The organism is Agrobacterium sp. 22-223-1 (assembly GCF_053522385.1).
Genome location: NZ_JBNWCN010000005.1, coordinates 186769 through 207108 on the forward strand (window position 1 = coordinate 186769; position 20340 = coordinate 207108).

General features: G+C 61.0%; 17 protein-coding genes. 10 read left to right on the plus strand and 7 right to left on the minus strand.

The window, feature by feature from the left end; all coding sequences use genetic code 11:
- Positions 1–10 precede the first annotated feature (10 nt).
- The 3 genes from glyA to purU are packed head-to-tail and all read left to right on the plus strand — an operon-like array spanning position 11 to position 3580.
- Complete coding sequence (gene glyA / locus ACQZ60_RS20135) at positions 11–1279, plus strand: serine hydroxymethyltransferase (protein ID WP_448735984.1); 1269 nt, start codon at positions 11–13, stop codon at positions 1277–1279.
- Positions 1280–2674 carry an L-serine ammonia-lyase gene (locus ACQZ60_RS20140; protein ID WP_448735985.1) on the plus strand — a complete coding sequence of 465 codons (1395 nt, stop codon included), beginning with the start codon at positions 1280–1282 and terminating at the stop codon, positions 2672–2674.
- A 21-nt stretch (positions 2675–2695) separates the two neighbouring features.
- Complete coding sequence (gene purU, locus ACQZ60_RS20145) at positions 2696–3580, plus strand: formyltetrahydrofolate deformylase (RefSeq protein ID WP_003521996.1); 885 nt, start codon at positions 2696–2698, stop codon at positions 3578–3580.
- A gap of 37 nt (positions 3581–3617) precedes the next feature.
- Here purU and ACQZ60_RS20150 read toward each other — a convergent pair whose 3' ends face one another.
- The 7 genes from ACQZ60_RS20150 to ACQZ60_RS20180 all read right to left on the minus strand — a co-directional run bounded on the left by ACQZ60_RS20150 (position 3618) and on the right by ACQZ60_RS20180 (position 12899).
- Positions 3618–4367, minus strand: a complete 750-nt coding sequence (locus ACQZ60_RS20150) for a siderophore-interacting protein (protein WP_448735986.1) — start codon at positions 4365–4367, stop codon at positions 3618–3620.
- On the minus strand, positions 4364–6334 hold the full coding sequence (fhuB, locus tag ACQZ60_RS20155; protein WP_448735987.1) for a Fe(3+)-hydroxamate ABC transporter permease FhuB: 1971 nt from the start codon (positions 6332–6334) through the stop codon (positions 4364–4366). The genes ACQZ60_RS20150 and fhuB overlap by 4 nt, the downstream gene beginning before the upstream one ends.
- On the minus strand, positions 6331–7221 hold the full coding sequence (locus tag ACQZ60_RS20160) for an ABC transporter substrate-binding protein (RefSeq protein WP_448735988.1): 891 nt from the start codon (positions 7219–7221) through the stop codon (positions 6331–6333). Before ACQZ60_RS20160 ends, fhuB begins: the two co-directional genes overlap by 4 nt.
- Entirely contained in the window at positions 7221–9641 is a 2421-nt protein-coding gene (locus ACQZ60_RS20165; RefSeq protein ID WP_448735989.1) for a TonB-dependent siderophore receptor, read from the minus strand. The genes ACQZ60_RS20160 and ACQZ60_RS20165 overlap by 1 nt, the downstream gene beginning before the upstream one ends.
- Positions 9642–9757: 116 nt before the next feature.
- Positions 9758–10714 carry a FecR family protein gene (locus tag ACQZ60_RS20170; protein ID WP_448735990.1) on the minus strand — a complete coding sequence of 319 codons (957 nt, stop codon included), beginning with the start codon at positions 10712–10714 and terminating at the stop codon, positions 9758–9760.
- A 151-nt stretch (positions 10715–10865) separates the two neighbouring features.
- Positions 10866–11369 (minus strand): RNA polymerase sigma factor, encoded by a 504-nt coding sequence (locus ACQZ60_RS20175; protein ID WP_020812324.1) that lies wholly within the window; start codon positions 11367–11369, stop codon positions 10866–10868.
- A gap of 303 nt (positions 11370–11672) precedes the next feature.
- Entirely contained in the window at positions 11673–12899 is a 1227-nt protein-coding gene (locus ACQZ60_RS20180) for an MFS transporter (protein ID WP_448735991.1), read from the minus strand.
- 121 nt (positions 12900–13020) lie between these two features.
- On the opposite strand from ACQZ60_RS20180, the gene ACQZ60_RS20185 reads away from it, so the two are divergent.
- From ACQZ60_RS20185 to ACQZ60_RS20215, 7 genes are all read left to right on the plus strand, one after another.
- Positions 13021–13614, plus strand: a complete 594-nt coding sequence (locus ACQZ60_RS20185) for a TetR/AcrR family transcriptional regulator (RefSeq protein ID WP_162936034.1) — start codon at positions 13021–13023, stop codon at positions 13612–13614.
- A gap of 129 nt (positions 13615–13743) precedes the next feature.
- A complete protein-coding gene (locus ACQZ60_RS20190; protein ID WP_448735992.1) occupies positions 13744–14193 on the plus strand; it encodes a DUF1801 domain-containing protein in 450 nt (149 codons plus the stop codon).
- A 260-nt stretch (positions 14194–14453) separates the two neighbouring features.
- On the plus strand, positions 14454–15506 hold the full coding sequence (locus tag ACQZ60_RS20195) for an NAD(P)-dependent alcohol dehydrogenase (RefSeq protein ID WP_433823801.1): 1053 nt from the start codon (positions 14454–14456) through the stop codon (positions 15504–15506).
- Between the two features lie 386 nt (positions 15507–15892).
- A complete protein-coding gene (locus ACQZ60_RS20200) occupies positions 15893–16777 on the plus strand; it encodes a helix-turn-helix domain-containing protein (protein WP_448736066.1) in 885 nt (294 codons plus the stop codon).
- Between the two features lie 97 nt (positions 16778–16874).
- Entirely contained in the window at positions 16875–17786 is a 912-nt protein-coding gene (locus ACQZ60_RS20205; RefSeq protein WP_020812318.1) for an ABC transporter substrate-binding protein, read from the plus strand.
- Positions 17787–17857: 71 nt separating this feature from the next.
- Positions 17858–19360 (plus strand): sugar ABC transporter ATP-binding protein, encoded by a 1503-nt coding sequence (locus ACQZ60_RS20210; RefSeq protein ID WP_448735993.1) that lies wholly within the window; start codon positions 17858–17860, stop codon positions 19358–19360.
- Complete coding sequence (locus ACQZ60_RS20215; protein ID WP_020812316.1) at positions 19350–20327, plus strand: ABC transporter permease; 978 nt, start codon at positions 19350–19352, stop codon at positions 20325–20327. Before ACQZ60_RS20210 ends, ACQZ60_RS20215 begins: the two co-directional genes overlap by 11 nt.
- The last annotated feature ends 13 nt before the right edge of the window (positions 20328–20340 follow it).

Consider the following 20340-nt stretch of genomic DNA (forward strand, 5'->3'; position numbering starts at 1 on the left):
GAAGAAAACAATGCTCAACCGACTGTCACATAATACCGTTTCGGACACGGTGATCGCCGACGCCATCGCCGAGGAACTCGATCGCCAGAAGACGCAGATCGAGCTGATCGCTTCGGAAAACATCGTTTCCGCCGATGTTCTGGCGGCGCAAGGCTCGGTGCTGACCAACAAATATGCCGAGGGCTATCCCGGCAAGCGTTATTACGGCGGCTGCGAATTCGTCGATAAGGTCGAGGCGGTCGCCATCGACCGGCTGAAGCAGCTCTTCGGTGCTGAATTCGCCAATGTGCAGCCGCATTCCGGCGCGCAGGCCAATCAGGCGGTGTTTCTGGCGCTGCTTCAGCCCGGCGACCGGATCATGGGGCTTTCACTGGCCCATGGTGGCCACCTGACGCACGGTTCGCCGGTCACCATGTCCGGCAAGTGGTTCGATGTGGTCTCCTATGAGGTCGACGCCGAAACTCATTTGATCGATATGGAGAAGGTACGGGCAAAGGCGCTGGAGACGAAACCGAAGCTGATCGTGGCAGGGGCCTCGGCCTATCCGCGGCAAATCGATTTCGCCGGCTTCCGCAGAATAGCCGATGAAGTCGGCGCTTATCTGATGGTCGATATGGCCCATTATGCCGGGCTGATCGCCGGCGGCAAATATCCGAACCCGGTGCCGCACGCCCATGTCGTCACCTCCACCACCCACAAGACCCTGCGCGGCCCGCGCGGCGGCGTTATCCTCACCAACGATGCAGATCTCGCCAAAAAGCTCAATTCGGCGGTATTCCCCGGCAATCAGGGCGGTCCGCTGATGCATGTCATCGCCGCCAAGGCCGTGGCTTTCGGTGAGGCGCTGCGCCCGGACTTCGCGGATTATGCCGGTCAGGTCATCGCCAATGCGCAAGCCTTGGCCAAAGTGCTGACGAAGGGCGGTCTGGGGATCGTCTCGGGCGGCACCGACAGCCATATGGTGCTGGTCGATCTACGCCCGAAAGGCGTGACCGGCAAGATCGCCGAAATCGCGCTGGAGCGGGCGGGGCTCACCTGCAACAAGAACGCCATTCCCAACGATCCGGAAAAGCCCTTCGTCACCTCGGGTATCCGGCTCGGCAGCTCCGCCGGCACCACGCGCGGCTTTGGCGTCGCCGAGTTCGAACAGATCGGTGCGCTGATCCTGCGTGTCATCGATGCGCTGGCGGCGAATGCCGAAGGTGACGCCGCAATCGAGGCCGACGTGCGGGCGCAGGTTGCAGCGCTTTGCGACGCCTTCCCGATCTACGGTTCGTAAATGTTTCTGTCGGTCTTCGATATATTCAAGATCGGCATCGGCCCATCGTCCTCTCATACGATGGGACCCATGGTCGCTGCCGCCCGGTTTCTTGACGATCTGCGTGGCGGCGACAAGTTCCCGGGGGCTGGAGACCTGTTCGGCCTGCGGGCGAGCCTGCATGGCTCACTCGCCTTCACCGGCAAGGGCCATGCGACGGATCGCGCGGTCATTCTCGGCCTGTGCGGGCTGAAACCCGATACGCTCGACCCCGACCGGGTGGAGGAGATCGAGGCGGAAGTGCGCAGGACCGGCCTCGTCGGGCCCGAGGGGCTGCCGGCGCTGCGGTTCGATCCGGACAGGGATCTGGTCTTCGATTATGGCCCGCCGCTTCCCGGCCATGCCAACGGGCTGGTCCTCATTGCCTGCGACCGTCAGGGCAACACCTATCACCGGGAGGTCTATTATTCGATTGGCGGCGGCTTCGTCGTCACCGAAACGGAGCTGCAAAGGTCGGCCGGGGGATTGAGCGCCGGCAAGCAGCAGCCGGTGCCCTATCCTTTCAGCTCGGCGGCGGAAATGCTGCGCATGGGCCGCGCGTCCGGCAAGACCATCGCTCAGATGAAGCGGGCGAATGAAGAGGTTGTTTACGGGCCGGAACTGGATGCGAGGCTGGACCGCGTCTGGGAGGTGATGGAAAGCTGTATCGAGCGGGGCCTGACGCAGGAGGGCATCCTGCCCGGCGGGCTGAAAGTGAAGCGCCGGGCGAAGGCTATCCATGCGCAATTGCAATCCGAGCGCGGGCTGAACCTTACCCAGCCACATCAGGCCAATGACTGGATGAGCGTTTACGCCATGGCGGTAAACGAGGAAAACGCCGCCGGCGGGCGCGTCGTCACCTCGCCCACCAACGGTGCTGCGGGCGTGGTGCCGGCGGTGGCGCGCTATTATCTCGACCATTGCGTCGGTGCGCACCGCGAAGGCATCCGCGACCTTCTGCTGGTGGCGGCGGCAATCGGCGGTCTCATCAAGCACAATGCCTCGATTTCAGGGGCGGAAGTCGGCTGCCAGGGCGAGGTGGGTTCGGCGGCGGCGATGGCGGCGGCGGGGCTTTGCGCGGTTCTGGGCGGCAGCAACGCGCAGGTGGAAAACGCCGCCGAAATCGCACTGGAGCATCATCTCGGCATGACCTGCGATCCGGCGGCGGGGCTCGTTCAGGTTCCCTGCATCGAACGCAATGCGCTGGGCGCCATCAAGGCCGTTTCGGCGGCCAGCCTTTCGCTACGCGGCGACGGCACCCATTTCATGCCGCTCGACAATTGCATCACCGTGATGCGCGAGACCGGCCGCGACATGCATGTGAAATACAAGGAAACCTCGCAGGGCGGCATCGCCGTCAACCTGCCGGAGTGCTGATCCATCAAGGGGGAGCAGGATTTGACCACCTATATCATGAAAGTCGCGTGCCCGGCGCGCAGCGGCATCGTCGCCGCCGTCTCCGGCTATCTCGCCCGGTCCGGCTGCAACATCAACGACAGTTCGCAATTCACCGACCAGGAGACGGGCCGCTTCTTCATGCGGTTGAGCTTCGTTTCCGAACAGGGATCGGGACGCGATGCACTGCTTGACGGGTTCGGTCCCGTCGCGGCGGACTTTGATATGGATTATGACATTCACGACCTTTCGCGAAAGACGAAGGTCGTCATCATGGTCTCGCGCTTCGGTCATTGCCTGAACGATCTGCTGTATCGCTCCCGCATCGGTGCGCTGCCGGTCGAGATCGTCGCCGTGATCTCCAATCATCTCGATTACCAGAAGCAGGTGGTGAATGAGGATATTCCCTTCCATCACATCCGCGTCACGCCGGAAACGAAGCCCGAGGCCGAAGCCGCGATCCTGCAGGTGGTGCGGGATAACGGGGCGGAGCTCGTGGTGCTGGCGCGTTACATGCAGGTTCTGTCGGACTCGTTGTGTCAGGAAATGTCTGGCCGCATCATCAACATCCATCATTCTTTCCTGCCGTCTTTCAAGGGCGCCAATCCCTATAAACAGGCCTATGAGCGTGGCGTGCGGCTGATCGGTGCGACCGCCCACTACGTCACCGCCGATCTCGATGAGGGGCCGATCATCGAGCAGGATACGATCCGCGTTACCCATGCCCAGAGCGCGATGGATTATGTCAGCCTTGGCCGGGATGTGGAAAGCCAGGTGCTTGCGCGGGCCATCCACGCTCATATTCATCACCGGGTCTTCCTGAACGGAAACAGGACGGTCGTTTTTCCCGCGTCTCCCGGAGAACATGTGTCCGAACGCATGGGCTGAATGCGCGTTCTTGCGGAACCGTAATTCGCGTCCTTTCTCAGTGGCTCGTCGTCATGTCGTCCCGCCAGTAACAGGCGTTGAGATAACGTTTCTTGGACAGGACCGACAACTTGTCCCGAAAGTCCTGCCATTGGGAGAATGCATTGGCGAGCCAGAGGAAATAATCATTGGTGGAAGCGGCTGTCTCCATCGCCGCACCGCCAACATGTTCGATGAATTTTGCGGGAGATACCGTCGAGCGCGGCAACCAGCATATTTGTATGCCGGGCGGTGCGACGATGTCATATAGGGAATTCTCGGCCCGAAGGAAAATCTGGCCGTTAACATCCCTGGGCAGGTTCTCGCAGATGCGGGCGATGGCGGGTAAGGCCGTTTCATCCCCTGCCAACAGATAGTTTTTTGCCGGCTTCATTCCCAGCCCGCACGGGCCGGACATGCCGCAAAGCGCGCCGGGACGTGCATTCCGGGCAAAGGAACATCCCGGCCCCGCATCCTCATGCAGAACGAAATCGATATCGATAAAACCGCTATCGGGATCTATCGCCCGGATCGTGTAATAGCGGACGTCGAAGGTATCCGCGGGTTCGGCAGCATTTCTAGCGGCGGGCAGATTGCGGTCGAAGCTCTTGTTCTGCTTTGAGAAATAAAGCCTGACATGGAGGTTTTTCAGCGTATTGAAACGGTGAAGCCCGGTGCCGGTAAAGCGCAGGCGCTGCATGAAGGGGGCAAGGCGCTGGCTGTCGACCACTGTCAGAATCCTGAAACTGTCATCCGCGAATATGGTCATGCGCGCCTTCCGATAAGTACAAGCAAAAACGGCCCGCCAACCACCGTCGCCAGGAGGCCGGCGGGTATCTGAAACGGGAAGATAAGGTTGCGCCCCAGCCAGTCGGCGATGAGCAGGATAAGCCCGCCGATCAGCGCCGCCGCCGGCAATTGCGTGCCGGCGCGCTGGAAACCCGCAAGTCGCGCCAGATGCGGTCCCATCAGGCCGGCGAAACTCAAGGGTCCGACGAGGATCGTCGCGCTTGCGGTGAGAATGGCGGAAAGCGAATAGAGACCGTTACGGCTCGCCACGACAGAGACGCCGGTATTTCGGGCGATATCTTCGCCAAGCGGCAGCACTTCCAGCCAGCGGCGAATGAAGGGGGTTAAGGCAAGCCCAAAAGAAAGCAGGACCGCTGCCATGATGGCTTCGCCCGGCGCGACGGCATAGGTGGAGCCGGAAAGCCAGGCGAGAAGCTGACCGAGCCTCGGATCCTGCGATGTCATCAATACCGCCATGACGAAACCGGAGACGGAACTGAGCGCAATGCCGATCAGCAGCAGCCGATCGCCGGAAAAACCCGGCTTGCGCGACAGGGTCAGCATCAGCAGCAAAACCGTCAGCGAACCCGCCGCACCCGCGAGGATTTGTGCGCCACGGGTGGGGGCGGCAAGGGTGAGTAGAACCAGAATGACGCCGAGCATCGCCCCTGACGAGACACCCAGCACCTCCGGCGATGCCATGGGATTGCCGGTGACGCGCTGCAGAATGGCGCCGGCAAGCGCCAGCATCGCCCCGCCGCTGAAGGCCGCGAGCGCTCTTGGCCAGCGCCAGCCGAGGCCATGCAGATCGTAAAGTCCCGATAAAAACCAGCCCTCCGTGTTTTTTCCGACGGAGAGTGCGACACCTGCGGCGATGCAGAGAATGGCGATGAGACCGAGCAAAGCCGGAATGGGTGAGGCAAGGCGCGCTGCCGCCGGCTGCGCGCCCGGCTGCGGCGGGGCCGGCATCTTCAGCCGCCGGATCAGCGCGAACATCAGCGGCGCGCCGAGAAGAGCGGTGACGGCGGCGGTCGGGAACAATCGATAGGTGACGGGAAAGAACAGGACGATCTGGTCGGTCAAGGTCAGCAGCAACGCGCCAAGCGCCGCCGAATAACCGAGCTGCGCCGCCATTCGCCTTGCGCCGCAGGCGCGCGCCAGCGCAGGGGCGGCAAGGCCGATAAAACTGATGATGCCGACGGAGGCGGTGACCACCGCCGTCAAGGCCGCCGTTACCACCAGCGTCATGAGCCGATAAGTGGCAAGCGACAGGCCGAGGCTTTTTGCATTGGCGTCCTCAAGCGTCATGATTGTCAGGGGGCGAAGAAGCAGCGCGACTGCGAGGACGAGCACGGCGAGACGAGGGGCCAGAAAGGAGACGGCGCTCCAGTCCTGCTGATCGAGATATCCTGCACCCCATAAAAAGATGCTGACGAGAAAATCGTGGTTGAACAGCACCAGAACGGCGCTCGCAGCGCCGCAATAAAGGCTGACGATCATGCCCGCCAGTGTGACCGTGACGGGCGAGAGGCCTTTGCGCCAGGAGAGTGCGAGGATTGCCAGAAGCGACAGCGCCGCGCCCGCAAACGCGATCCATTCCCGTGCGCCCATCCATTGCGGGAACCAGAGCGTGGCAATGGCAAGCAGCAGATAGGAACCGGCCGAAATGCCGAGCGTCGCCGGTTCGGCAAGCGGATTGCGCAGAATGTTTTGCAGGATCGCCCCGACAAGGCCGAGCGTCGCACCGGTCATCAGCGCCACCACGATCCTCGGCAGCAAGGTATTGTGCAGCAGCACCTGCGCCGTCATGTCGGGATCGGGGAAAAACAGGGCTGCAAGCGGCGTCCCATCGGGCATGCGCAGGAACAGGTTGAAGCCGGTAAGGCTGGCGCAGACGATGGCGAGCGATGTGACGACGATCGCGGATATGTTCGCCGTCGTCTTCATGGCGATGCCTCACCGGCAAGGGCTTCGGAAACGAGGCGGGCGAAACGTCTTGCCGGCGGCAATCCGCCGTAAAACAGCACGTCCCTGATACGCACCAACCGGTTTTCGCGAATGAAGGGCAGGCTTTTGATGACCGGCGCGTTGAGAAGCGTATCCAGCTTCTCGCTGCTGGTATCGCCGATGCACAGAAGCCGCGCCTGCGGATGGCGGGAAAGCTGGTCGGCCGTCACTGTCGTATGACCATATTGCGAGGTGTAACCATCCCAGGCGTTCTCGATGCCGAATTGATCGAGAACATTCTGGAAAAGGCTGTTCCTGCCGAAAACCAGCAGTCGCCTGCCATCTATGACCGTCGCCAGCAGCAGAGGCCGTCCGTCATAGGCGGAGAGCCGTGCTCGTGCCTGCCGCATCTCCGCGTCGAAACTTTCCTGAAACGCGTCAAACCGGCCGGGATCGCCGATCCGCGCGGCGAGCGCGATGAGAGCGTTTCTGCCACTGACTAAATGGTTTTCACCCGCAGTGACGCCGGAATCGAAAAGGTGGGTGGGGGCGATGGCGGCAAGCCTGCCGGCGGCCATGGTGAAATCGTCGCTGTGCAGGATGAGGCGTGGCCGAAGATAGTCCACAAGTTCCAGATTGGGCTCGGACCGCAATCCAAGCTCGGCGACCGAGGGCGACAGCGCCGGTTCGACGACGAGGCTGCCATAACGTTCCAGTTCCGGCATGGCTGCGGGCTGCACGCCAAGCGCCAGCAGGTTCTGCCCGCTCACCCAGTCCATGGTGACGATGCCGCCGGAACGGGCGGCCGATGACGGCCGGTTTGTAAGAAAAAAAGCACCTGTCCCGCAAAGCAGCGCTCTGCGGGACAGGGAACTGCGCAGCATCATCAGAATTTCGCCTGAACCGAGAAGGAGACGGTTCTCGGCGCTCCGAGATAATAGCTGTTCTGCCAGTAGTTCTCATCGGTGATGTTGCTGACATTCAGCCGGAATGTCAGCGGATTGCCGAAGTTTTCGGTGGTGTAACGCAGGCCGAGATCGGCGGTGACATAGGAGGAAAGGCGGTCGTTGTTTTCGGATGTCGCCCATTGTTTGCCGGTGTAATAGAGGCCGCCGGTCAGGAAGAGACCTTCGACGGTGGGAACCTCATATTCGGCATAGACCTTGGCCAGAACATTGGCGACGTTCATGGGGCGCTTGCCGTCATAGGTTCCGCCTTCGACCTTGGCGTCAAGGAATGTCACGCCGCCGAGAATGGTAAGGTCATCCGTCACCTTGCCGGTCGTCGTGAACTCGATGCCGCGATGGCGCTGGCGGCCGTCCTGCGTGTAGACATTGGCATCCGTCGTCAGTTCGTAGGCCTTGGAGATGTCGAACAGCGCTGCCGTCAGCAGCATGTCGCCGACATCGCCCTTGATGCCGATTTCCTTCTGCTTGCTGACCATGGGGGCGAGAATCTGCCCGCTATTTGCGGCCGTGTCCGGCGCGACGCCGCCCTGCTCGAGGCCTTCGATATAGCTGCCGTAGAGCGTCACCGCCTCTATCGGCTTGAACAGCAGCGACGCCGAGGGCGAGAGCCTTGCTTCATCGTAATCCGGTGCGGAGCGGGCGCCGCTGCTGTCCAGCGACTGGCTCTGGATCATGCTGTAATTGGCGCCGACGAGGGCCGACCATTGTTCGTCGAATTCGATCTGGTCGCCGACGACGAAGTTATGATTGCGCACATAGCCGGACTTGTAGAGCGTGCCGGTGTTGGGCGGGAAAGTCGGCTCTGCAATATGCCGGGGAGAAGACAGGGGGAAAGTCGGCTGCCAGCCGGTATTGGGATTGTAAGTCGTACCCCAGTCCTTGCCCTGATACATGTAATATCCGGCGGTCAGCTTGTGGGAGACCGCGCCGGTGTCGAAGGAGACGTCCGCGAAAATATTCGCGGCGTCGAAGACGTTTTTTGTCCTGCCGGAGCGAATTGCAATCTGGGAATATTCCTCCGCGGACTGGACAAGATTCATCGTATGATCCTGAACCGGCCGGTCGATATATTCCCGCATATATCCGCCGCGCAGGGTAATGGCGTCGTTCACATCGTAGGTGAGCTTGGCCGAGTATCGTTTTTTCTCGATTTCGTCGTGAATCCAGGGCTGGCTCCAGTTCCTGCTGGCGTCGAGCGCATCGCCATGCAGCACGCCGTCTGCGAAAGCCCAGTAGGAGTTGGCGGCGTCCAGCTTGTATTTGCTGTAGGAAGCATTGAGTTCAAGCTTCAGCCGGTCGGTGATGTTCCAGTCGAAAGCGCCGCTTGCCAGAAAGCGGTCGACATTCTGGTCGTCGATGGCGGTGTCTCCCGCCGAACGGACGATATTGAGGCGATAACCCATGTCGCCTTCCGGATCGATGCGGCCGCCGAAATCGCCATGGACGAAGGCCTGCGCGCCGCCGTAATTGCCGACCGTCACGCTATTCAAACGTTCCTGCGTCGGGCGCTTGTAGACGTAGTTGATCATGCCGGCCGGCGAGGCCGCGCCATAGAGAAAGCCCGAAAGGCCGGAAAGAACCTCGGTGCGTTCCTTGTCTTCCAGCACCGTCGCGTGGCTGTAGGAGCGGCGGAAGCCGTCTTCGGCGGTGTCATAGGTGGTGAAACCGCGAATATTGGCCATCGGCGCCCAGCCGGACATCTGCGGCGTCTGGCTGCGGATGGTCGGCAGGACGCGGTAGATATCCTCCGGGGATTGCGCCTGGATATTCTGGATCAGCTCCCTCGGCGCGACGGTGACGGAAAACGGCGTATCGCGAATGGCCGTCTGTCCGAGCAGGCCGAGAGAGGACAGTGTCTCTGTCCGGTAGCCATCCTGGGCCAGCCCGTCCTGCTGCAATACGGATGCGCCGCGCGTGCCCTGAACGGTAATGGGTGCGAGAAGGGTGGAGTTTCCGGCTGCCGCAGCACTTGCCGCGCTGACCGGCGCGGCGATGACGACGGAGGTGGCGTCGGTGAAGGAATAAACGAGGCCGGTGCCGCGCAGAAGCTCCACGATAGCCTGCTCGCGGGTTGTCGCGCGGCTGACGCCCTGCGAAAGTTTTCCGCGCGCAATCGAGGCATCGTAGGAAATCTGCGTCCCCGACAGTTTTCCGAAGGTTGCCAGCGATTTGTTCAGCGGGCCGGCCGGAACCGAATAAACCGCCTGTGCAAAGGCCGGCTGTGCCGCGATGCCGGCGGCGAGCGCCGTGGTCGTCGCCAGAAAGGCGACAAACAGCGCGCCACGACCCTTACGACCCCTGTTTGTACCCTTATGAGCCGATGAGAACTCATTCCCCATGTGAAAGCCACTCCATTAAATCTGTCCCCGGAGACCGGCCGGCCTATGCTGGCGACGGGTTCTCTGAGGACAATACGAATGGCGTTCGAAAATTTTCCTCTTTTTCTCAAGTTTTCTTAGATGGAGGAAATAACGGTCAAAAACGGCGTGACGGCCCGCACCTTGCCGCCGAATGGCCGCACCACCGCATCGAGCGCGCGGATGGGGTCGGCAAGATCGAAGACGCCGCTGACGACGTTGTTTTTCAGGGCAGGGGTGGCGATGACCACCTTGCCTTTTTGCCAGCGGGCGATGCGATTGACCACCGCCGCGACCGTCTCCTTCTCGGCAATGAGCATGCCCGTGCGCCATGCCGCGATTTCAAAAGCCTCCCTGACGCCGCGATCCATACGGCGCGATGCCTGGTCGTAGGTCAGCCAGTCGCCTGCCGCCAGTTTCTCTCCCTCGGTAGAGGGCAGATCGGGCGATGTGGCGAGAACCAGCCCATGATCGACGGAAACGGAGATGGAGAGATCGTCGCCTGAAACGTCGAAAGCGGTCCCCAGCGCCGTGGCGGTCAATGGTCCGTAGGTGACGGAGAAGGGGCGCGAGGCATCGGGCCGGACATCGAAATAGGCCATGCCGGCAAGGAGGTTCACCCGTCTTGCCCGCTCACCGAAATCGACGGCGATTGCGCTGTCCGGTCCAAGCGTGATCATGCTGCCGTCCTCGAGGGGAATTTCTCTGATCTCGGCCGTCGATGTCAGATAATCGGCGCGGGCGCGTAACGTCACATAGGGCGCCAGCACCGAACCGCCTGCCGCCGCACCGAGACAGAGCACGCCTCCGACAAGCAGAAGACGCCGGTTGGGGTCGAAGCCCTTTTGCGAGGAACGGGCCTCCTCGGCGAGAATCTGGCCGGTCATGCCGTGGATCGCGGCGACTTTCGCCCAGGCGGCGGCATGGGCCGGTCCGCGCTCGATCCAGGCGCGTGCCGTTTCGATGGCGACGGGATTGCCGGGATCGTTCTGCAGGCGAATGGCAATATCCGCAGCTTCACGAAACAGGCGCCGTTCTTCCGACACTTCGTTCATAGGGAGCCTTTCAGGATTGCCGGAGACCGGACAATGTCACAGCCTTTGATATATACGAATGAGAGGCCGCATATTTCCGAATGAAAGAAGTTTAATGCGCAGGCCGGCGATTAAACGGCGATATCTGGGGCAAGACGACGGTTCCCGTCCTCTACAGACCGTTCAGGCGATCCTCTATGTGCTCATAGGCGTCGCGGATCAAAACCCAGGTGCGGGTGGTGGACATGCCGAGCTTCTGCGCCACTTCGCTGATCGTCAGGCCGCCCATCCGGTGCAGCTGAAAGGCTTCGCGCACCCGCCGGGGCAGTTCCGCAAGCGCCTGTTCCACCAGTTGCAGCCGCTGGCGGTCATAGACGATGGTTTCGGCCGATGGCGACGGGTCGATGATGGCATCGAAGGCATTTTGCGGCAGGTCGACACGGCGGAGGCTGCGTTCGCGGCGATAATGATCGATGCTGAGATTGCGCGCCACCGTATAGAGATAGGATTTGGGATTGTGGGAAGCGGCACTTGCCGGCGGCGGTGAGGCAAGCACCTTCAAAAACGCATCCTGCGCCAGATCGGATGCCGTTTCAGGATCGATGCCCCTGCTGCGCAGGGACCTGACAATGCCCTTCGCATATAGCCGGAACAATTCCTGCAGATCCCAACTCAAGAGCCTTGCCTTCCGGTAGTCGACCCCGTGCCTGCCCGGTGAACGGACGGTCGGTGTGTCGAACGATGCAGCCGTCGGTCGATTATGTGCAATCGGTGCCGAATTCGAGAATATGCGAAGCGACGGCTTCGATAAGCAGGATCGCCCCGCAGGCATGATATCATCGGCCGTTGATGTTGCCGGTATCACGCTTGCGGGGCGACGGTAAAGTAAAACAGTCGCTGTACTATGGATTAGTCTGTGACCTTTCCTCCGTATATATCAATTACCGCGACGAACGATGCAGACTGCGAGTAAAGGTTGTTATTCGGCAGGCTGTGCCACGGCCTCCATATCCGACCGTCCGCGATCTCCGGAGAGGCTGCGCTGGCCGAGCGCGATGATGGCGACTGTCGAAAGGCTTGCGGCGACGGAGACCCAGAAACCGTTATCCGGACCGAAATTGTCGATCACCCAGCCGGAGACGAAGGCGCCGAGCGCCATGCCGATACCGATGCCGGTCATCACCCAGGTCACGCCTTCCGTCAGCATCGATTCCGGCACGCGGCGCTCGATCAGGCCGAATGAGGTGATGAAGATCGGCGAGATCGCAACGCCGCTGAGGAAAACGGCGAAAGCGAGAAGTGCTACCGAGGTGTTGGCGACAAGCAGCGGCAGGGCGGTGAGCGCGAGCATGCTGACGGCGATCAGCAATTGCCGTTGCAGCGGCATTTTGGGGTTGAGCGCGCCGAGAATGAGGCCGACCACGAAGGAGCCGATGGCATAGACGCCGATGACGAGGCTGGCGGCTTCCGGTTGACCAAGCGCCTTGGTGATTGCGACAGCACTTACCTCGGCCGTGGCGAAAGTGGAGCCGACGAAGATCAGCGCGAGCGTGATGATCTGGACCGGACGCAGGAAGATGGCCGAACGCTGCCGGCGGCCGCTTTCAACCGGCCGCACCTTGGGCTCGGTCGCGCGTTGCAGGAGGAAGGCAAAGGTGCCGAGCGCCAGGAAGGTGGTGCTGATCATCATGCCCGCTTCCGGAAAGAGCGAAACCGCAAGCCCAACGGAAAGCGAGGCGCCGGAGATGTAGACAAGTTCGTCGGCGGCGGATTCGAAGGCGAAGGCGGTGTTCAGTTCCGGCCGGTCGCGGAAGATTTCCGTCCAGCGGGCGCGCATCATGGCGGGAATGCTCGGCATGGCGGCGGCGAGGAAGGCGGAAAGGAACAGCGTCCAGGCGGGCCATCTCTGATTTGTCGCGATAATCAGCGCCGCAAAGGCGATGACCGAGACAATGGTGGCGGGGATGAGGACCTTGCTCTGCCCCTTGCGGTCGACCAGACGGGAGATTTGCGGGGAGAGGGCGGCATTGGTCAATGCGAAGGTTGCCGAGACGGCGCCAGCCAGCCAATATTCGCCATGAGTCTGGGAAAGCATGGCGACGATGCCGATCGGGGCCATGGCAATGGGAAGGCGGGCGAAGAAACCGGCGGCGGAAAAGCCTTTTGCGCCTGGAGCCCGGAAAATTTCTCTGTATGGATTAGACATCGGGATGCACCTTGTTCTAAGGGTGTCCACCACATACATACGTGGCGTATGTGAATGAGATAATTGCATACGACGCGTATGTCAACTAATATACGCGTCGTATGTGGAAAATGGAGAAGAAATGCGCAAACCTCGCAGTGAAATGATTGCCGAGACGCGGGCGAAGCTTCTGGCTGCCGGCCGCAAGGCCTTTGGCAGCATCGGTTATGCGGAAGCGTCGATGGACGACTTCACCGCCGAAGCCGGTCTCACCCGTGGCGCGCTCTATCACCATTTCGGCGACAAGAAAGGCCTGTTGCTGGCGGTTGTGGCCGAAATCGATGCGGAGATGACGAAGAGGCTCTGCGACATCTCCTCAAGGGCCGCAACCCGGTGGGAGGGTTTCGTCGAGGAGAATGTCGGTTATGTGCGCATGGCTCTCGAACCGGAAATCCAGCGGATCATGTTTCGCGACGGGCCGGCGGTGCTCGGCGATCCGTCGCGCTGGCCCAATGCCAATGGCTGTATCTCGGCTGTCGCCCGAAGCCTGGATGCGCTCCGGGAAGAAGGCACCATCGGCGACATCGATCCGGAGGCATGCGCCCGCTTCATCAATGCGGCGAGCAGCAGCGCCGCCCAATGGATAGCCAATTCCGACGACCCGGAAACGACCTCGAAACGGGCTGTCGGCAGTTTCCGGACCTTTCTGGAGGGATTGCGGCTCAGGAAAGACTGACCCGCACAGCTGCCGATCTGTTATTCCGGGTCGGCGAGGCGATCATCACGGAAAATGTGTAGAAATATCTGGAATAGGTACAGATCATGTTATTGGTAGCACCTGTTTGACACCTGTGAGGTCAAGGTTATGGTCGACAAGCCGTCGGAAAAAGCGTCTGGAAGCGCGCCATCTGATCAATCGCTGAAGCTTCTTTCGGGCGGGAATCCCCAGATTGCAAAAGGATATGGCGACGCGCCGGTGCAGGCCTATATCACCGCCATGCCGGGCTGGAAAAGTGCGGTCGGTGGCCGTATCGACAGGCTGATCGAAGGTGTCGTACCCGGCGTGCGCAAGGCTGTGAAGTGGAATTCGCCCTTCTACGGCATGGAGGACGATATCTGGTTTCTCAGCCTTCACTGCTTTACAAAATATATCAAGGTGACCTTCCTTAACGGCGCATCCTTGCAGCCCTTGCCGCCCGGCACCTCCAAACATCCGAAAGTTCGTTACCTCGATATCCACGAGGATGCGTTCGATGAAGCGCAGTTCGTGGAGTGGGTGAGGCAGGCAAGCGTGTTGCCCGGCGAAAAAATGTGAGCGAACGGGTTTACCGGTCCCAGAGGCTTTCAGGCACGCGATGATCGCGAAATGGGCCGGCGAATCATGCCGGTTTTCCTGCCTCTTAAGGATCCTGTCGCGCTGCGGATGATGAGAAATCGCGGGCTGTCCGATACAGTTTTTCCGGAGTGAAGAAAAACCGGCCGATCCGGCCGATTTCTGTTTACTTTTGTCGGGGTTGCACGCCATCACGCTCACTGAATTCGCTGTCAGGCGTATCGCAAACCACGGAGGATGAGATGAAGGCATTGGTGCTGGAAGAAAAAGGCAAGCTCTCGCTCAGGGATTTTGACATTCCGGGTGGAGCAGGATCCGGTGAACTCGGGCCCAGGGATGTGCGCATCCGCACCCACACGGTCGGTATCTGCGGCTCGGACGTCCATTATTACACCCATGGCAAGATCGGTCATTTCGTCGTCAACGCGCCGATGGTGCTCGGCCACGAAGCCTCTGGAACGGTGATCGAAACCGGCGCCGAGGTGACGCATCTGAAGGTGGGCGACCGCGTCTGCATGGAACCCGGCATTCCCGATCCCACATCGCGCGCCTCCAAGCTCGGCATCTACAATGTCGATCCGGCTGTCCGCTTCTGGGCGACGCCGCCCATTCATGGTTGCCTTACGCCTGAGGTCATTCATCCCGCCGCCTTCACTTACAAGCTGCCCGACAATGTGTCCTTTGCCGAAGGCGCCATGGTCGAACCCTTCGCCATCGGCATGCAGGCGGCGCTGCGGGCGCGTATCCAACCGGGCGATATCGCTGTCGTCACCGGGGCAGGTCCGATCGGCATGATGGTGGCGCTGGCGGCGCTTGCCGGCGGTTGCGCCAAGGTCATCGTTGCCGATCTCGCCCAGCCGAAGCTCGATATCATCGGTGCCTATGATGGCATCGAAACCGTCAACATCCGCGAACGCAATCTCGCCGAGGCCGTCTCGGCGGCGACCGACGGCTGGGGCTGCGATATCGTCTTCGAATGCTCGGGCGCAGCACCCGCCGTGCTCGGCATGGCGAAGCTGGCGCGGCCGGGCGGTGCGATCGTGCTGGTCGGCATGCCTGTCGATCCGGTTCCGGTCGATATTGTCGGCCTGCAGGCCAAGGAACTGCGGGTCGAAACGGTTTTCCGTTACGCCAATGTTTACGACCGGGCAGTTGCGCTCATCGCCTCCGGCAAGGTCGACCTGAAGCCGCTGATTTCCGCGACCATTCCCTTCGAAGACAGCATCGCCGGCTTCGACCGGGCGGTGGAGGCGCGGGAAACGGACGTGAAACTTCAGATCGTGATGCCGCAATAAAAGATCGCGTGCCGACCGCCGATGCCTGCCACCGATGATTGAGTGGCAGAGATGCTGCGGAAAAGTATGAGTGCGGCCTGCCGTTGTCCGGCGGTCCGCACTCCAAAAATTTACCGGATATCGCCTCCGGGTGAGCATTGTTTGAGCGGATCACGCCGAATTGTGCAAAAAAATCGGCGCGGCCGCCGAGTTTCTGGCCATCCCCATCCGGCGACTATTCAATTCCCGACAAAAAAGAGTCAAAAAAGTATCGGTAATTTCTTCGGCGTGATGTGGAAGCACAGATAGCGCACGCCATATGCTCCTCATCAACGCCTGGGACGAGCCATAAAGAGGAATGGCTCCGCTCCGCAAATGCGGCGGACGTGTCGATGGGAGGAAGTATGATGCAGCCCGATCTGGAACTGGTGCACATCCGCAAGGGCGAATCCTTCGCCGCCTGGCGGCATGGCTATCCGTTCCGCACCGTGCGCTGGCATTATCATCCCGAATACGAAATCCACCTCGTCGTCGCCACGTCAGGCACGTTTTATATCGGTGATTTCGTCGGCCGTTTCGGCCCCGGTCAGCTCATCATGACCGGTCCCAATCTCCCCCAGAACTGGATCAGCGAGATCGAGCCGGACGAGATCGTGCCGACACGCTCTCTCGTGATCCAGTTTCCGGAGGCTTTTATCGAGGATGCCTGCACCTCCATGTCCGAGATGGAGGTGGTGCGTGCGCTGCTGGACCGCAGCCGCCGCGGCATTCTGTTCGACGATGAAACGAGCGATCGCGTTCGTCCGCTGATCCTCCGGCTGATCGAGGCGCAGGGGCTGACGCGGCTCGCGCTTTTCTGGGAAATTCTCGATCTCCTGGTCAACGCGCCGTCTTCCGAGGTGCTGGCAAGCCTGAGCTACGAGCTGGACCTGACCGGCATCGGCGACAGCGGCATCAACCGCGCGCTGTCGCATCTGCGCCAGCACCTGACCGAGCAGGTCGAGGAAATCGACCTCGCCGAGATGGTGGGCCAGAGCCAGAGCGCCTTTTCCCGCGCCTTCAAGCGTCACACGGGAACGACGCTGGTGCGGTATCGCAATCAGTTACGCATCGATCTTGCCTGCCAGATGCTGCTGGCGGATCAGGAGGTCAAGGTGGCGGAGGTCTGCTACGATGTGGGCTTCTCCAATCTTTCGAATTTCAACCGGCATTTCCTGAAATTGAAGGGAATGTCGCCGTCGAGGTTCCGCACCGTATTCGCAGCCCAGAAGGCAGCGGTCATGGCGGATTAAACCAGCGACACATCGCCGATTTTTTAGAATTCGGGCAGAGGGCTGTCCGGAAACGGGGTCTTGTTGCCCCAATTTTCCAACCGGGAGGAAGAGTGAGATGAAAATGAAGTCCAAGTTTCTGATGGCGACAGCCGCAATTGCAATGATGGCCGCTCCGGCGCTGGCGCAGGAAAAGCTGAAGATCGGCATGACCTTCCAGGAGCTGAACAACCCCTATTTCGTATCGATGCAGGAAGCGCTGAAGGAAGCCGCCGCAAGCATCGGCGCCGACGTTGTCGTGACTGATGCTGGCCACGATGTGGCAAAGCAGATTTCCGACGTCGAAGACATGCTGCAGCAGAAAATCGACATCCTGCTTCTGAACCCCACCGACAGCGCCGGCATCGAAGCCGCCGTTCACGCCGCCAAGGCTGCCGGTGTGACGGTCGTTGCCGTCGACGCCAACGCTAACGGCCCGGTCGATACGTTCGTCGGTTCGAAGAACCGCGATGCCGGCTACATGTCTTGCAAATATCTCGGCGAGGCCCTCGGCGGCAAGGGTGAGGTCGCGATCCTCGATGGCATCCCGGTCGTGCCGATCCTGCAGCGCGTCGAAGGCTGCAAGGCGGCGCTTGCCGAATTCGCCGACATCAAGCTGGTCGATACGCAGAACGGCCGTCAGGACCGCTCCGTTGCGCTTGGCGTCGTTGAAAACATGATCCAGTCGCATCCGAATCTCGCCGGCATCTTCTCGGTGAATGACGGCGGCGCGATGGGCGCCATGGCCGCGATCCAGGGTTCCGGCAAGGACATCAAGCTCACCTCGGTGGACGGTGCTCCGGAAGCGGTGAAGGCGATTGCCGACGGCACGCCCTTCATCGAAACGACCGCGCAGTTCCCGCGTGACCAGGTTCGCGTTGGCCTTGCCATGGCGCTCGCCCAGAAGTGGGGCGCTCGCGTTGTGCCGAAGGAAGTGCCGATCGACGTCATGGTCGTCGACAGCAAGAACGCCGGCGAGTTCAGCTGGTAAGATCTCCTCCCAGGTCCCGTCCCCGTCTTGTACGGGGGCGGGGTTAAATCCCGACCATCGAGGAGGGTGAAATGCTGGAACTGAATGGAATAAGAAAAAGCTTTGGCAAGATCGAAGTCCTGCGCGGCGTCGACCTTCAGGCGCGCCCCGGTGAGGTGCATGCGCTTCTGGGCGAAAACGGCGCGGGCAAGTCGACTTTGATGAAGATCCTGTGCGGCATTTTGCAGCCATCGGAGGGAACGATCCGCATCGACGGGCAGGATCGCCGCTTCGCCAATTATGACGAGGCGATTGCCGCCGGCATCGGCATCGTGTTTCAGGAATTCAGCCTGATCCCCTATCTCAATGCCGTGGAAAACATGTTTCTTGCCCGCGAGATCCGCGGGCCGCTGCGCCTTTTGAACAAGGGCGCGATGCGCAAGCGCGCGGCCGAGATCATGAGCCGTCTGGCGGTGGATGTTCCGCTCGACGTGCCGGTGCATCGTCTTTCCGTTGCCCAGCAGCAATTCGTCGAAATCGCAAAGGCGCTGTCGCTGGATGCGCGCATTCTCGTTCTCGACGAGCCGACGGCGACGCTCACGCCCTCCGAGACGGAACACCTGTTCAAGGTGATGCGCGAGCTGCGGCGTCAGGGCGTGGCGATCATCTTCATTTCGCATCACCTCGAAGAAATATTCGAGATCTGCGACCGCATCACCGTTCTGCGCGATGGCGAGTTGATCGGCTCCTGCCTGACCTCGGAGGTCGATAATGACCGTCTGGTCGAGATGATGGTCGGCCGGCGCATCGAAGCCAGTTTCCCGCCGAAGCCACAGCTCGATCCTTCCGCCGCAAAGGTGATCGAAGTCGAAGAGCTGCAATTGAAGAAAGGCGGTCCCGTTTCGCGCTTTTCGCTGCGTAAGGGCGAAATCCTCGGCTTTGCCGGGCTTGTCGGCTCGGGCCGCACGGAAACGGTTCTCGCCATGCTGGGCGCGCATTCCGCCTCGCGCCGCAAGATCAGGGTTGACGGCGTGGACACGCGTTTTTCTGGCCCTGATGAGGCGCTGATGCGCGGCATCGGCCTGCTGCCGGAAAGTCGCAAGGAAGAGGGGCTGATTACCAGCTTCTCCATCCTGCAGAATATTTCGCTGAACAATTATCGCAAATACCGCAAGGCCCACTGGTTCCTCGATCTCAAAAAGGAACTGGAGCACACGACGAAGGCCATGGCGCAGGTGCAGGTAAAGGCGCAGGGCCCCTTTGCCCGCGTCGATACGCTATCGGGCGGCAACCAGCAGAAGATCGTCATCGCCCGCTGGCTGAACCATGACATGCGCGTGCTGATCTTCGACGAGCCGACACGCGGCATCGATGTCGGCGCAAAGGCGGAAATCTACTCGCTGATGCGCGAATTCGCCGCCAAAGGCCATTCGATCATCATGATCTCCTCGGAGCTGCCGGAAGTGATCGGCATGTCCGACAGGGTCTGCGTCTTCCGTTCCGGCGGCATCGTCGCCACGGTCGAGGGGGAAGACATCAATTCAGAAACAATAATGACAAACGCCACCACCGGGAGAGTTGAACATGTCGCTTGATGCAAACACCGGCACTGCCGCGAAAACGGGCGGCTTCAGTCTCAGTGCCATGCTGCGTTCGCCGCTTGCCCTGCCTCTGGCGGGTCTCATTGTCGTATCGATCCTGATGGGGCTTGCGAGCGACAATTTCTTCAGCCTCAACAACATCATGAACGTGCTGCGGCAGGTTTCCGTCGTCGGCATCCTCGCCGTCGGCATGACCTTCGTCATTCTCACCGGCGGCATCGACCTGTCGGTCGGCGCGGTCATGGCGCTTGTCGGCACATTGTCCGCCGGCCTGATGGTGAATTCGGGCCTGCCTGCCTCGGTTGCCCTGCCGGCCGGTCTCTTCATCGGTCTCGGCATTGGCATCTTCAACGGTGCGCTCGTCGCCTGGGGCAAGATGCCGGCCATCATCGTCACGCTTGCCACCATGGGCATGGCGCGCGGTCTCGGCCTCATTTATTCCGGCGGTTATCCGGTCAGCGGCATTCCGAGCTGGATTTCCTGGTTCGGCGTCGGCCGTATCGGCGTCGTTCCGGTGCCGGTCGTCATCATGGTGGTGATCTATGCCATCGCCTGGGTGCTGTTGCAGCGCACGGCTTTCGGCCGCCATGTCTATGCGCTCGGTGGAAACGAACTGGCTGCCCGTCTTTCGGGTGTGAAGACGCAGCGCGTCAAGCTCGCCGTCTACGGCATTTCGGGTGTCACCGCAGCGCTTGCGGCCCTCATCCTTACCGGTCGTCTGATGAGCGGTCAGCCGAATGCCGGCGTCGGCTTCGAACTGGACGCCATCGCGGCGGTCGTTCTCGGCGGCACGGCGATTGCCGGGGGCAGGGGTCTCATTCTCGGCACGCTGATTGGTGCGGTACTGCTCGGCATCCTCAATAACGGCCTCAACCTGATGGGCATCAACCCCTATCTGCAGGATGTCATCAAGGGCGGCATCATTCTGCTGGCCATCTATATCGGGCGCGAATGGCGCTGAGCCGGCCCGGAAA

Excerpts from the sequence above, each read along its gene's own strand:
- glyA (WP_448735984.1), top strand. The coding sequence starts at position 11 with ATGCTCAACCGACTGTCACATAATACCGTTTCGGACACGGTGATCGCC.
- ACQZ60_RS20210 (WP_448735993.1), top strand. The coding sequence starts at position 17,858 with ATGCTGGAACTGAATGGAATAAGAAAAAGCTTTGGCAAGATCGAAGTC.
- fhuB (WP_448735987.1), bottom strand. The coding sequence starts at position 6,334 with ATGAAGACGACGGCGAACATATCCGCGATCGTCGTCACATCGCTCGCC.
- ACQZ60_RS20195 (WP_433823801.1), top strand. The coding sequence starts at position 14,454 with ATGAAGGCATTGGTGCTGGAAGAAAAAGGCAAGCTCTCGCTCAGGGAT.
- ACQZ60_RS20215 (WP_020812316.1), top strand. The coding sequence starts at position 19,350 with ATGTCGCTTGATGCAAACACCGGCACTGCCGCGAAAACGGGCGGCTTC.
- ACQZ60_RS20185 (WP_162936034.1), top strand. The coding sequence starts at position 13,021 with ATGCGCAAACCTCGCAGTGAAATGATTGCCGAGACGCGGGCGAAGCTT.
- ACQZ60_RS20180 (WP_448735991.1), bottom strand. The coding sequence starts at position 12,899 with ATGTCTAATCCATACAGAGAAATTTTCCGGGCTCCAGGCGCAAAAGGC.
- ACQZ60_RS20140 (WP_448735985.1), top strand. The coding sequence starts at position 1,280 with ATGTTTCTGTCGGTCTTCGATATATTCAAGATCGGCATCGGCCCATCG.
- ACQZ60_RS20190 (WP_448735992.1), top strand. The coding sequence starts at position 13,744 with ATGGTCGACAAGCCGTCGGAAAAAGCGTCTGGAAGCGCGCCATCTGAT.
- ACQZ60_RS20165 (WP_448735989.1), bottom strand. The coding sequence starts at position 9,641 with ATGGGGAATGAGTTCTCATCGGCTCATAAGGGTACAAACAGGGGTCGT.
- ACQZ60_RS20170 (WP_448735990.1), bottom strand. The coding sequence starts at position 10,714 with ATGAACGAAGTGTCGGAAGAACGGCGCCTGTTTCGTGAAGCTGCGGAT.
- ACQZ60_RS20200 (WP_448736066.1), top strand. The coding sequence starts at position 15,893 with ATGCAGCCCGATCTGGAACTGGTGCACATCCGCAAGGGCGAATCCTTC.
- ACQZ60_RS20205 (WP_020812318.1), top strand. The coding sequence starts at position 16,875 with ATGAAAATGAAGTCCAAGTTTCTGATGGCGACAGCCGCAATTGCAATG.
- ACQZ60_RS20150 (WP_448735986.1), bottom strand. The coding sequence starts at position 4,367 with ATGACCATATTCGCGGATGACAGTTTCAGGATTCTGACAGTGGTCGAC.
- ACQZ60_RS20160 (WP_448735988.1), bottom strand. The coding sequence starts at position 7,221 with ATGATGCTGCGCAGTTCCCTGTCCCGCAGAGCGCTGCTTTGCGGGACA.